Genomic DNA, 12,331 nt, shown 5'->3' with positions numbered 1-12,331 from the left:
CGATCGCCAGACGTGGAGCCTCTCTGCATGAATTTTGCTTTCCCACTTCTTTGACCTCTATCCACTCCTATCACCATGACTATCAAACAAGCCGTACTCTTTGCCTTCACTCCTCTCAGTCTGATGGTCGGCGCGAAAGTTGCCACCGCCCACGCTATCCAAACTGATTACCAACTGCACTTTGATGCCCTCGAAATTCAAGCAACCTTTGGCGATGGCGAAAGTTTTCCCGGTGCTCCTGTCATGATTTACTCTCCCGAAAATCCTGACGAGCCTGTTCTGATGGGACGTACTGACAGCGAAGGTAAGTTTAGCTTCCAGCCAGATCAAGCTGTTCAAGGAGAATGGGCAGTCGAAATTGGTGATGCAGAAAGTAGCCACTGGGATTACCTTGTTGTGCCTGTGAATGAAGCTGGTGTCGAACTAGAAGCCATTAGCCAGAGTCTTCCTGCCGAAACCCAAGAGCCCCATCGCCATGATGTCTTTGCCTATTCTTTTGCACTCATTTTGATTACCCTTGGTGCCATTGCAGGACTTCGTTTTTTAAGCACTTCCTCCACTAAATCGGTACTGTAAATCGCAAATATTTATCTAAATTGCTCTACTAAGCATGGGACAGATTAGTAGGTGGTCAGCTACAGGTAGTTGGCTAATGGTTACTGCCGTCTACTCGCAAGGCGATCGCCCATCCTGGTTTGTCCATTGTTTTTTCATGATCACTCTAATTCTAAAATTCAGAAAAACATCCTTAATAGACGATCTAATCATCTATTAAAAAGGTCGTGCCTTTCATATGGACTCCAGCCTAAATATCCTCTGGGTAATCTTTTGCGCAATACTGGTCAGCACAATGCAGGCGGGATTTTGTTGCCTAGAGAGTGGGTTAGTCCGAGCAAAAAATAGCATTAACGTCGCTATTAAAAATCTCGTTGATTTCTGTGTGGCGTCCCTACTTTTTTCGATGATCGGTTGCGCCCTTATGTTTGGCGAGAGTCACTATGGCTTGGTCGGTGGAAGCATTCCACCAGTTTCCGAATGGACAGGCGAAGACTACAGCTTATTTCTTTTTTTTGTCACATTTTGTGGCACAGCTACAACCATTGTTTCTGGTGCTGTCGCAGAACGCATGAGTTTTTTCGGCTACTTCATTGTGGCCGTAATTCTTTCTACTTTGGTTTATCCAGTCACTGGCCATTGGGTTTGGGGTGGGCAGCTATTTCAGCCCACAGATGGCTGGCTGGGTCGTTTGCAATTTCATGATTTTGCTGGGTCTACAGTCGTGCATTCGGTGGGAGGCTGGATGGCACTCGCCGCAATCTTGATTATTGGTCCTCGGATTGGACGCTTTACACCGAAGCTGAAAAATATTGACGGCGATAATTTACCAACAGCAGTACTCGGTGTGTTTCTGTTGTGGTTTGGGTGGTTTGGCTTTAATGGTGGCAGTACTTTGGCATTTACTGGTCTAGTGCCACAGATTTTGGTAAATACGGCACAAGGGGGAGCTGCGGGTGGACTAACAGCTCTTTTTACCACTTGGTATTTTGATCGCAAACCAAAGGTGCCTCTCGTTATGAATGGAGTGGTTGCTGGTTTAGTGTCTGTAACAGCGGGCTGTGATGTGATGTCGTTGTTGGGGGCGATTTGTGCAGGAGCCATCGGCGGAGTGCTCTGTACTATTGCTGCACGGGTTTTGGTTTGGTATCGCCTGGATGATCCGGTGGGGGTTGTATCTGCCCATTTGATTTGTGGGATATGGGGGACACTGGCTGTGCCATTATTCCGAGATCCGACTCTATGGGATGTGGAATATAGTTTGTGGCGATTGCTTGGGATCCAAATTCTTGGTGTGATAACGGTTGCTTTTTATTCATTTAGCGTCAGTTATCTACTGTTGAAACTGATCAATCATTTTGTGCCGTTACGGGTAACTGCCAACGAGGAAAGAATGGGCCTTAATGTTGCTGAGCATGGTGCAGGGACAGCTACCCAAGATTTGATCAAGGGTATGAATGAGCATTTGTTATTGGAGAATTTTACGCAGCCGATTTTTATGGAGCCAGAAACAGATATGGCTCTTATTGCCAGTCATTACAATCGTGTTTTGGCAAAGATGAATCAAATTCGCTCAGAACTTAATGCCAGCCATGATCAGCTTTTAAGGGTTTTAAATTCACCAGCATTTCCCGTCGTTATTAGCGATCGCACGACGAGTGTCATTTTATTCATTAACCAGCAGGCCGCTGAATTATTTGGGTTCTCATTGCAGGAAGTTGGGCGATATCACGAATTAGATTTTTGGTATACATCGAGCGAGCGCCGCGATTTTCTGAACCAAATCCAACAAGACGGACAGATTGAAAGTTTTGAGGCGAGATTTTGTCGTGTTAATCAGGAGACGTTTTGGTCACTGATTTCAGGTTTAGAAATTATTTACGATGGCTACCAATGTGTACTGTTTTCGTTTAGTGATATTTCTGTACACATTCAGCGGGAACGGCAATTACATTTCCTTGCGATGCGGGATGAACTGACCGGACTTTATAACCGTCGTGCTTTTTTTGAGGAAGCCAAAGAGGCGATCGCCCATGACCAAATCGAATCAGGATCCTCCGCTTTGATGATGTTGGACGTGGATTATTTCAAACGTGTTAACGACCAGTTTGGCCATGGCATGGGAGATCTTGTGCTGAAGGAGATTGCCCAGCAGTGCCGTCGTTTAGTTGAACAGAATGGTTTTATGGGTCGGCTAGAGGGTGAAGAATTTGCGATTATGTTGCTGCAAGCTCCCTTAGAAGAAGCTTTGGCGATCGCCGAAGAACTGCGCCAAACAGTCGAAAATAGCAGAATTCCAGGGAATAACGAGACGATTTCTGTGACGATTAGTATTGGTCTCACCATGGTTCAAGAAGCTGTGCCTCTCGATACTTTACTAATGAGAGCGGACAAAGCCCTTTATCGAGCTAAAACTGGAGGCCGGAATCGTGTTGAACAATATTTTTCTATCCATAATGAACCTATCTAAACGCGACAGAATTCTAAAGAAATACATTTGTTAGATCAATGATTGGAGTGTTCGGACAGTCTTTTTATTGCGGTGTCCGCACAATTGCTCTGCTTAGGGGATGACATTAACAGCAAAGTTGTCTAGGTAATCGACTATCATAAATGTCAAGCTTCGTAACAATATTGACGAACCGTTGGTGTTTGGCACAGGAGAGTAAATCGACGATGGCAAATCAGCCTTGGCAAGAAGAAGACAACATTGATCCCTTTGAAACGCTCCTCAATGAGTTTACCGATCCCGAGGAGGCAGAAGAGGAGTTTCGAGAAGACTTTTTCCAAGGCCTGGGGGGACGGCGCAAAAAATCGGCGTTTATGTTGACCTGTATTTGGGCGATCGCCTTTGTGTTGCACATCATGAGCTGGGGATCGACTGCAGTTATTGGCGCTACAGGTTTGTTGTTTATTCAAGCTATTCGTCTCGTCAGTCAAAAACCTGACGAATCACCCATTCCTCTCACCGACGATCAGCTTGCAGATGTACCCACTGTTTCATTAGTTGTGTCAGCAAAAAATGAAGAAGCAGTAATTTCCCGCCTCGTCAAAAATCTTTGTCAGCTCGATTACCCTGTCGATAAATATGATGTGTGGCTAATTGATGATGCGAGCACTGATAAAACAGGACAAATCTTAGATCAGTTAGCAACAGAGTTTTCACAATTAAAAGTCGTGCACCGTCCTCCCAATGCTGGTGGCGGTAAGTCTGGCGCTCTTAATCAAGTTTTAGCGGATACCCAAGGCGATCTTGTGGCAGTTTTTGATGCTGATGCTGTGGCACCAAAGGATTTGCTACGCCATGTGGTGCCAATGTTTAACGATCAAAAGATGGGCGCTATTCAAGTTCGGAAGGCGATCGCCAATGAATCCCTCAATTTTTGGACAAGGGGGCAGGCGACTGAAATGATCCTTGATGGCTATTTTCAGCAACAACGTATTGCCCTTGGTGGTATTGGTGAGCTGCGCGGAAATGGCCAATTTGTGCGACGGACAGCCTTGGATCAATGTGGTGGCTGGAATGAAGAAACTATTACCGATGATCTCGATCTAACAATCCGGTTACATCTCGACGATTGGAAGATTGGATTTTTATTAGAGCCCGCTGTACAAGAAGAAGGCGTCACTAAAGCTGTTTCCCTGTGGCACCAACGCAGTCGCTGGGCTGAAGGCGGTTACCAACGTTACTTAGATTATTGGCGTTATTTCTCTAATCAACGACTCGGTTTTGGGAAGAAAATCGATCTGTTTTCATTCATTTTGATGCAGTATTTGTTGCCCACAGCGGCGATCCCAGATTTTGTCTTTGCGATCGCCACCGGGCATTTACCGATTCTATTCCCGATGACTATCCTCGCCACTGTGCTCACTTCTTGGGCGATGCTCGAAGGAACGTTGCGGGTCTACAAACATGAACCTTGGTCTTGGCAAAAACTGAAAAAGATTACTGGCAATTGCTTAGTGACGTCGGTATATATGTTGCATTGGCTAGTGGTGATGCCCATTACCACGGCAAGAATGTCTGTCCGTCGGAAACGCCTCAAATGGGTTAAAACGGTGCACCAAGGCGAACAAGAAACCCTTGTTTCTCAGTCTTAAACATTGGTACTAGACTCAATCAATAATCCAATTAAATTGATGTTAGGTAGAGGTTTGGTTAATCAGGCCTCTACCTTTTTTAATGTCGTGAAATATTTATAGTAATGACGACTCAGACAACCTAACTTAAATGCTAAGATCGCCACCTTCGCCACAATGAAATGAGTTGCAATTCGCTATATTGTGGACAATGAAGGTGAAGACACTAAATCGCTACATTTCTATTTGTCTGCATAGGTTATATCTACTGTTATGGAATTGCTCGAATATCAAGCAAAACAACTCTTTCGTCAGGTGGGTATTCCGACGCTACCGTCACAGGTGATTTCCGATGCGCGCGAGTTGAAACAGTTGCAAATTCCCTATCCTGTTGTGTTAAAGTCTCAGGTTTCTAGTGGGGGACGGGGCAAGGTTGGTGGCATTAAATCAGTGCAGAATACGATTGATGCGATCGCCGCGGCCCGCAATATTTTTAATTTGGCGATCGCTGGACAATACCCTGAGGTGATTTTAGCTGAAGCCCAATATCGAAGCGAACAGGAAATCTTTTTAGCGGTGGTGTTGGACTATGAATTGCAACGACCAGTCTTAATTGGCTCTGCCTTTGGCGATACAAATGTCGATGTCAATACTCTTCTGGCAAATTTACATCAGGTGGTCATCGAAGGATCATTTTCACCCTTTTATGCCCGTCATCTCCTCCATAAAATGGGCGTATCGGGAGAACTGGTGATCAGCCTGAGTCAGATTATTCAGAAAATGTATGAGCTATTGCTCGCGAAAGATCTCGAACTGATTGAAATTAATCCCCTCGGCATTGGTCAAAATGGTGAACTGATGGCCCTCGGCGGCAAGGTTCTCGCCCACAATACAGCCTTGCGTAAACATGCAGACATTGCGAAGTTTGGCGATCGCTCAATGTCTGATAGCCCTCGCAAAATGACCGCAACAGGCCCCTTATTTTGGAAACACGATGTCACCGGTGGAAAAATTGGCATTATTTGTGTGGGGGTGGGTGCGGCAGCACTTATCTGGGACACGATCCATGATCAAAAAGGTCACCCCGCTTGTTGCTGGATTTTAGGCCCCTATGATCAAAGTTCAATGTTCGTACCCCAAGAGCTCGAAACACAGATGATGGCAATTTTAGAGCAAGTAAAATCGTTGCCGCAGGTGGATGTTTTATTGCTAAATTTGGTTGCTGATGATGAGATAAATCAACAAATTTTGCAACATCTGGCGACCTACATAAAGCAACCGAGTCCTGTGATTAATCGGGCACCTATGGGACATCAGACGACCGTTACAATACCCACTGTGTCAGAATCGACATTTCCAGAAGTGGTGGTGCGATGTTTACCTACCATTGAAAATACCTTTGATAGTTCGCTCTATTGGGAAACTGAGCTCAGCGATGCTATTAGTCGGGCGATCGCCTTGAGTAAACAAAGAAATGTTCGTGCGTAGGTTGGGATCATTAGAGCATCTATGATTAATTGGGAAACAAACAAAAATATTTTGGTGCAGGGGATCGACACGCCGCTGGCCCAATATTATGTGCCACGGATGTTGGCCTATGGCACGCAGATTGTTGCGGGGGTTAGTGCGGGACGCGGCGGCAAAACTATTGATAATATTCCTGTTTTTGACCTCGTGACCACGGCGAATAGTGAACTGGGTAAGATGACCACAAGCTTGATTTTTGTGGATACTTTTGAGGTTTTAGATGCGGCTTCTGAGGCGATCGCCGCGGGGATCAAACAATTGGTCATTGTCTCTGAAGATGTACCGCCATTGGATATGGTGCGTCTATTCCGTAAAGCAAAAAAATACGATGTGCGTATTCTCGGCCCTGGTAGTAGTGGCTTTGTTTTACCGGGAGCATTATGGTTGGGAACAGGTTTTGTAGATCATTTTATGGCGGGGGAAGTGGCTCTACTGAGTCGATTTCATAGCTTGGCTCAAGAGGCAGCCATTGCGTTAAATAAAGCTGGGTTCGGGCAGTCTTGTGTAATCGATGTGGGTAATGCTGAGTTGCCAGGTTCGACTCTGACGCAATGGCTGAATATCCTTGATGCCGACCCGAAAACTAAGGCGATCGCCCTACTGGGACGGTATGGTTCTCGTGAGGAAGTGCAGGCTATTCCTTTCATCCGTGAACAACTTTCAACTCCTGTGGTGACTTACCTTTGTGGTAGTCATGCTCCCCTCGACCGCAGTTGTCATAATGCAGGCACAATCATTGCGAATCAACTGTCTTATTGCCTCAGTGAAAACTACAGTGAAACTGAAATGGCAGCTCTCTTTAAGCGAGAAAAATTATCCTTTGCCCGTTCGCTCAGCGATTTACCAAAATTGATTCAGAAGGCGATCGCCTCACCAAAATCCCATCGTCAACGTAAATCGAAAAGTTCAGCAAAATAGGATAACGTTAAGCCTGATTACTATTTATCTCTGCACAGAATAGGCGTCGCCCACTACATTTTTTATTCCAGAACCGAGGTCACATCAATGGCTCAAATCCTTGACGGCAAAGGCTTTGCCAAGAAAATCAAAGCTACTCTCAAAGAAAAAGTTGCCCAACTTGAACCGCAGATGGGTCGTCCACCAGGGTTGGCTGTGTTGATGGTGGGAGATAATCCCGCAAGTGCCGCTTATGTGCGTAATAAAGAACGTTCCTGTGAGCGAGTAGGCATTGCTTCTTTCGGTAAACATTTTCCAACCGATGTCACCCAAGCTGAACTAGAAGCCGTGATCCAAGAGCTAAACGCTGATGACCGTGTCGATGGCATCCTTGTGCAATTGCCGTTACCTGATCACCTTGATTCTGTTGGTTTGCTATTAACCATTGACCCAGAAAAAGACGCCGATGGCCTTCACCCGCTCAATTTGGGACATTTGGTTCGGTCTGAACCAGGTTTACGAAGCTGTACACCCTATGGCGTGATGGAATTGCTGAAGGAATATGATATTCCCATCGCCGGAAAAAAAGCCGTTGTCGTGGGTCGCAGTATTCTCGTTGGGAAACCGATTGCTCTGATGTTGCTCGAAGCTAATGCCACAGTGACGATTGCCCATTCCCGCACTGAGGATTTGGCGGCAGTTACTCGTGAGGCCGATATTCTCGTGGCGGCTGTGGGGCGATCAGAATTTATTACAGCTGACATGATTAAGCCTGGGGCGATCGCCATTGATGTTGGTATTAACCGGGTCGAAAATCCTGAAACTGGTAAAGCTCGATTGGTCGGAGATATCGCGTTTGAGGCTGCCGAAAAAGTGGCATCTTATATTACCCCTGTGCCCGGCGGCATCGGCCCGATGACGGTGGCGATGCTCTTACAAAATACGTTTAATAGCTATGAAGCAAAGGCAAAAACCTAATTCGATAGCGATATTAGAGGGGATAGACACCGATACTTTGGTGATTTTTAGATGTTTGTGGGTATATTTTGGATGCAAAATCCGCTGATTTTGCTTTTACAGTGATTAATAAATCCAATGAATTTTAAAATTTATCGTTAATTTGTCGTGAAAAATTAACAGATGTGAGTTAATTTTAAGCGTGAGATTATCTATCTCTAGGGATTTTGGCCTATCGCAATCTGCTTTATGGGTGAATCGCAGGATATGTTCTGGAGAGACGCAATGCAACAAACAACAAAACGTCATGTGGTCAAAGCTTTTGCCGGCTTTGGGCTATTAGGTTACCTCTCCATAGGGGCGATCGCCACAGCACAGGTTACGGTATTTCAAGGTTTGCCGCCTGTACCACCGGATATTCCCTCATTGCGGGAAACCCCTGAAGATGAGGATGTGAGAGAAGTTGTCCCCATTGCGCAGCCCCCTGCTCTTAGCGAATTTAACTTTGAAGCACCAAAGGCTACTACTAGCCCAAGGACTATCACGAACTTTACAGATGGTTACCGCGTCGAAGTCCCAAAAAATGATGCTTTAACCCTCGCTGCGGTTCAGCGGGTTCAGCCCGATGCCTTTTTGAGAGGCGATCGCATTCAGGCAGGCCTCTTTTCTGAGAAAGACAATGCCCGTAACTTACAGGCTGATTTACGGGAGCAAGGCATCTCCGCAAAAGTCGTCAAAGTGGACGAAGATGATATCGTTGCTGTTGGGTCTAGTGTTGATAATGCGGGCTATTTTGTCGCAATTCCGACCCGTGGTGATTCTTTCAGTACAATCCAAAGTCGCTTATTGAGTGCTGGAATTAGTTCTGGCTTGATGCAAGAAAAAGATTCTCCCCGTGGCGACCATATCGCCATTGGCCCTTTCCTGAGCCGCCAGGAAGCCGAAGTGGTGAATACCCAAGTTCGTGCCGAATCTTTGGATAGTCGCTTATATTTCCGAGACTAGTAATCTTTTCTGAGCCTGATTTTCGGTGTGGAGCCGCTATAAATTTAGGTAGATTTTTTTAATTGCAACAATGACTAATACAACCGCAACAATCTCCGTCGATCACAACCCTAGCCCAAACAAACTAAAAGAGTTAGGAGTTTTTGAGTGGAGCATCTGGACAAAGGAAGCGTCAACTTTTCCTTGGGAATATGACATCAGAGAGACGTGTTATTTTCTTGAAGGGGAAGTGATTGTGACGCCCGATGGCGGTGAACCTGTCTCCATGGGTAAGGGAGATTTAGTCACCTTTGCCTCTGGCTTAAGCTGCACTTGGGAAATTAAGCAGGACGTGAAAAAGCATTATTTTTTCGGTTAATCGTCTAGGGCATTGAGGCGATCACTGAGGGCTATCCATTGCATTAGATCAACTTCTTCGCCCCGAGCTTTTTGGCTAATATCTAGCTCTGCAAAAATTGGATCAAGGATCTCTGTTTTGTACAGTCCCTTGAGATTATTGCGGAGCATTTTTCGTTTGCTCATAAACCCAACTTTTATGAGGGTTTCAAGGAGTTTCGGATTTTGGGCAGGTTTCCCAAGTGGACGCGGTTTAAGGCGAACAACCACAGAATCGACCTTGGGCTTCGGACGGAATGATTTTGGTGGCACAAGGCAAATGGTTTCGCATTCTGCCAAATACTGCACCCGCAAGGTTAACGCGCCAAATGCTCTGGTGTGGGGCACGGCAATGAGGCGATCGCCCACTTCTTTTTGGATGAGCAGCACGATAGACTCAAAAGGGTTGGGATTTGGGTTGGCGATACGTCCGAGGAGTTTTTCGATGATCGGGCCAGTGATGTTGTAGGGAATATTCGCGACCACTTTGCGGGGGTTCTGAAACTTCGGGAAATCGTTTAAAAATTCGTCGATATTGCTCTTAAGATAATCGGCTTCAAGCAACAAAAAGTTATCGCGATCGCCGTAGTTTTGCACCATATATTTGCAGAGATCTCGGTCAATTTCTACAGAAAGTAACGCCTCTGCATTGGGTAACAGTCGTCGCGTTAATGCCCCTTTCCCCGGTCCAATCTCTAGGAGGCGATCGCCCTGTTGTAAGTCTGCTGCTGCCACAATCTGGTCGAGGATACTATCGTCAGTGAGCCAATGTTGACCAAATTGTTTTCGGGCGCGCATAGTTTTTTGTGCTAATGAAAGGAATCTCTTATTCTACAAGCCTAAGTGTGCTCATCATGGGCAGACTCTAAGAGCATTTTTCTAGCGAGTCGAACGTTTTAGCCAGCCAAATAAATCTTTTGCGTAAAGTTGCCAATCCTCTAAACCATCGAGCATGGGTAGGGCAAGATCCTGGGTGTCGGGCAATGGTGTACTCAAATGTAATGTGGGTGCTTGATCTTTTTTGAAAACGGTCACGCTTTCGACATAGGGATCAATCAACCAACCGAGCATCGTCCCATGCTGGAGACAGAATAGAATTTTTTCCATCACAAGATGTTGGGGTTGTTGGGGTGAGAGGATTTCGATTACCCAGTCGGGACATTGCTCAAAACGATCACCAATGGTCTCATCTTCGTCCCACGGTAAGTTTTCCCAACGGATAACGGCAATATCTGGCACCAGTGAACGTCCACCGAAGGTACAGCGTAACTCTGTGAGGGCTAAGGCGATCTCAGACTCTTCTGTTCTCTGATCTATTTCTCGCGCAAGACGACTTTGCAGACGGCTATGTTTTCCTGTAGGCATTGGTTTCTGCGTCAGATTGCCATAAAAAAATTCGGTGGCAGGTTTTGTCTCTTGTTGCTGGAGAAATTCTTCGAGGGATAAAGTTTGTGGCTGTTGATCGGTCGTAGTCACCATCGGCACACAGGCTCACTGAATCACTATCGTTATTGTAATCGGGTAATCATGAAGTTGTTAAAAGTTTTAGTCTTCTAATACAGCTTGCTGAACTAGATCGAGCCATTCTTGTGTTGTTTGGGTGAGGGGATGGTCATCGCCTAAAATTTTCTGGCGAATTTCTAACCCATGGGATGATAACTTTTTTGCTTCGGTCAATTTGTCCTGCTGATAGTACATTGACCCCAGATTATTGAGGTTATAGGCAACAGAGGGATAGTCTGCCTCTAACTGTTTTTCGATAATGGAGGGCGATCGCCGGGGTGATGTTGCTATTCCAATATCCGATCCATAAATTTGGATTTGCGCTGCTGTCTGGCTCCTCGGAGATGGAGATGGCTGGGCTGGATTATTTTAATGTCCGCATTTGGGGTGCACCTGCCGTCCTCCTAAATTTTGTGGTGATTGGCTGGTTCCTTGGCCGCGAGATGAATTGGATTGTGTTGCTCATTTCTTTTATTGGCAATGGCAGTAATGTGCTCTTTGACTACTGGATAATTTTGCAGTGGGGCTGGGAAAGTACCGGAGCAGGTCTAGCCACTGCAATTAGTCAATATTTAGCGTTGTTTGTCGGTTTGGTGGCGATCACCTTCACCGCGAAATGGCAATTTCTCCGAGACGCTTGGTCACGGATGTTGAAAGGGGCAGATTTATCCCAAACCCTCTCGCTAAAAGGGAATATGCTCGTCCGGTACTTCAGTTGGATTTCTGCCTATTCGATTTTTACCAATCTCAGCGCCACCTTTGGTACAGAGCTATTGGCAGAGAATGGTTTGCTATTGCAGATTGCCCTCCTCAGCCAATTTACGGTACAAGGAGTCGGCATGACTTCCCAGACGCTCATCGGTAATTTTAAAGGGCAAAAACAAACACAGAAAATTCTATCTGTCCTAAAAGTTGCACTCTTTACTGGCTTGGCGATCGCCCTCAGTTTTGCGTTAGTAACTGTCTTTTTCCCACAGACTATCTTCAAAATTTTGACTAACCATGCTGATGTCACCGAAATGATTCAACGCTCGGCGATGTGGCTTATCCCTTTACTTGGCTTGAATGCGATCGCCTTTATGTTGGAGAGCTACTTTAGCGGCATTAAAGACGGTGTCACTCTCCGCAATAGTGCCTTGTTCGGGTTTGTGTTTGGCTTTAGTCCATTCGTGTTGCTCGCCACCCATTTCCAGAGCGAAAACTTATTATGGGCAGCCTTAACGAGCTACATGGGAACGGTTTGTCTATACCTCGCCTATCGTCTCCTACGCGTCTATAAATTCCCGATTTTGATGATGGGTCAAGGAGAAACCGAGGTTGTCAAAAAAGTCCAAATCTCAGCATAAACGCCTCCAATTATCAATGGTAGGATGTGTGAAGACGGCAAATAATTATGACATCACCGCAAACCTCACATCCGTCATAACGCATC

12 protein-coding genes are annotated in these 12,331 nt (G+C 45.8%); 9 read left to right on the top strand and 3 right to left on the bottom strand.

What is annotated here, in order from left to right:
* The first annotated feature begins 75 nt into the window (after positions 1 to 75).
* The 8 genes from LEPTO7376_RS06415 to LEPTO7376_RS06380 all read left to right on the top strand — a co-directional run bounded on the left by LEPTO7376_RS06415 (position 76) and on the right by LEPTO7376_RS06380 (position 9,379).
* Positions 76 to 576: a hypothetical protein gene (locus tag LEPTO7376_RS06415; RefSeq protein ID WP_015133399.1), complete on the top strand. Its 501-nt coding sequence runs from the start codon at positions 76 to 78 to the stop codon at positions 574 to 576.
* A 217-nt stretch (positions 577 to 793) separates the two neighbouring features.
* Complete coding sequence (amt, locus tag LEPTO7376_RS06410) at positions 794 to 3,025, top strand: ammonium transporter (protein WP_015133398.1); 2,232 nt, start codon at positions 794 to 796, stop codon at positions 3,023 to 3,025.
* Between the two features lie 206 nt (positions 3,026 to 3,231).
* On the top strand, positions 3,232 to 4,656 hold the full coding sequence (locus LEPTO7376_RS06405; RefSeq protein ID WP_015133397.1) for a glycosyltransferase family 2 protein: 1,425 nt from the start codon (positions 3,232 to 3,234) through the stop codon (positions 4,654 to 4,656).
* 252 nt (positions 4,657 to 4,908) lie between these two features.
* The gene (locus tag LEPTO7376_RS06400; protein WP_015133396.1) at positions 4,909 to 6,123 is read left to right on the top strand and encodes an ATP-grasp domain-containing protein; all 1,215 of its coding nucleotides are present in this window, start codon (positions 4,909 to 4,911) and stop codon (positions 6,121 to 6,123) included.
* Positions 6,124 to 6,144: 21 nt separating this feature from the next.
* Entirely contained in the window at positions 6,145 to 7,080 is a 936-nt protein-coding gene (locus LEPTO7376_RS06395; RefSeq protein ID WP_015133395.1) for a succinate--CoA ligase, read from the top strand.
* An 87-nt stretch (positions 7,081 to 7,167) separates the two neighbouring features.
* On the top strand, positions 7,168 to 8,037 hold the full coding sequence (folD, locus tag LEPTO7376_RS06390; protein WP_015133394.1) for a bifunctional methylenetetrahydrofolate dehydrogenase/methenyltetrahydrofolate cyclohydrolase FolD: 870 nt from the start codon (positions 7,168 to 7,170) through the stop codon (positions 8,035 to 8,037).
* 264 nt (positions 8,038 to 8,301) lie between these two features.
* Positions 8,302 to 9,021 carry an SPOR domain-containing protein gene (locus tag LEPTO7376_RS06385; RefSeq protein WP_015133393.1) on the top strand — a complete coding sequence of 240 codons (720 nt, stop codon included), beginning with the start codon at positions 8,302 to 8,304 and terminating at the stop codon, positions 9,019 to 9,021.
* 70 nt (positions 9,022 to 9,091) lie between these two features.
* The gene (locus tag LEPTO7376_RS06380; RefSeq protein WP_015133392.1) at positions 9,092 to 9,379 is read left to right on the top strand and encodes a cupin domain-containing protein; all 288 of its coding nucleotides are present in this window, start codon (positions 9,092 to 9,094) and stop codon (positions 9,377 to 9,379) included.
* On the opposite strand, the gene rsmA is transcribed toward LEPTO7376_RS06380, so the two are convergent.
* From rsmA to LEPTO7376_RS25630, 3 genes are all read right to left on the bottom strand, one after another.
* A complete protein-coding gene (rsmA, locus tag LEPTO7376_RS06375; protein ID WP_015133391.1) occupies positions 9,376 to 10,194 on the bottom strand; it encodes a 16S rRNA (adenine(1518)-N(6)/adenine(1519)-N(6))-dimethyltransferase RsmA in 819 nt (272 codons plus the stop codon). The genes LEPTO7376_RS06380 and rsmA overlap by 4 nt on opposite strands.
* An 81-nt stretch (positions 10,195 to 10,275) precedes the next feature.
* Positions 10,276 to 10,875 carry a Uma2 family endonuclease gene (locus LEPTO7376_RS06370; RefSeq protein WP_015133390.1) on the bottom strand — a complete coding sequence of 200 codons (600 nt, stop codon included), beginning with the start codon at positions 10,873 to 10,875 and terminating at the stop codon, positions 10,276 to 10,278.
* 66 nt (positions 10,876 to 10,941) lie between these two features.
* A complete protein-coding gene (locus tag LEPTO7376_RS25630) occupies positions 10,942 to 11,157 on the bottom strand; it encodes a tetratricopeptide repeat protein (RefSeq protein ID WP_225901254.1) in 216 nt (71 codons plus the stop codon).
* 23 nt (positions 11,158 to 11,180) lie between these two features.
* Between LEPTO7376_RS25630 and LEPTO7376_RS06365 the strand changes: the two genes are divergently transcribed.
* Positions 11,181 to 12,245, top strand: coding sequence for an MATE family efflux transporter (locus LEPTO7376_RS06365; protein WP_051188731.1), 1,065 nt, complete (start codon positions 11,181 to 11,183; stop codon positions 12,243 to 12,245).
* Positions 12,246 to 12,331 lie beyond the last annotated feature (86 nt).

The organism is [Leptolyngbya] sp. PCC 7376, from assembly GCF_000316605.1.
Classification (GTDB): Bacteria; Cyanobacteriota; Cyanobacteriia; order Cyanobacteriales; family MRBY01; genus MRBY01.
This window is presented reverse-complemented; position numbering and strand designations above follow the sequence as displayed.

Excerpts from the sequence above, each read along its gene's own strand:
- LEPTO7376_RS06415 (WP_015133399.1), top strand. The coding sequence starts at position 76 with ATGACTATCAAACAAGCCGTACTCTTTGCCTTCACTCCTCTCAGTCTG.
- amt (WP_015133398.1), top strand. The coding sequence starts at position 794 with ATGGACTCCAGCCTAAATATCCTCTGGGTAATCTTTTGCGCAATACTG.
- LEPTO7376_RS06405 (WP_015133397.1), top strand. The coding sequence starts at position 3,232 with ATGGCAAATCAGCCTTGGCAAGAAGAAGACAACATTGATCCCTTTGAA.
- LEPTO7376_RS06400 (WP_015133396.1), top strand. The coding sequence starts at position 4,909 with ATGGAATTGCTCGAATATCAAGCAAAACAACTCTTTCGTCAGGTGGGT.
- LEPTO7376_RS06395 (WP_015133395.1), top strand. The coding sequence starts at position 6,145 with ATGATTAATTGGGAAACAAACAAAAATATTTTGGTGCAGGGGATCGAC.
- folD (WP_015133394.1), top strand. The coding sequence starts at position 7,168 with ATGGCTCAAATCCTTGACGGCAAAGGCTTTGCCAAGAAAATCAAAGCT.
- LEPTO7376_RS06385 (WP_015133393.1), top strand. The coding sequence starts at position 8,302 with ATGCAACAAACAACAAAACGTCATGTGGTCAAAGCTTTTGCCGGCTTT.
- LEPTO7376_RS06380 (WP_015133392.1), top strand. The coding sequence starts at position 9,092 with ATGACTAATACAACCGCAACAATCTCCGTCGATCACAACCCTAGCCCA.
- rsmA (WP_015133391.1), bottom strand. The coding sequence starts at position 10,194 with ATGCGCGCCCGAAAACAATTTGGTCAACATTGGCTCACTGACGATAGT.
- LEPTO7376_RS06370 (WP_015133390.1), bottom strand. The coding sequence starts at position 10,875 with ATGGTGACTACGACCGATCAACAGCCACAAACTTTATCCCTCGAAGAA.
- LEPTO7376_RS06365 (WP_051188731.1), top strand. The coding sequence starts at position 11,181 with ATGTTGCTATTCCAATATCCGATCCATAAATTTGGATTTGCGCTGCTG.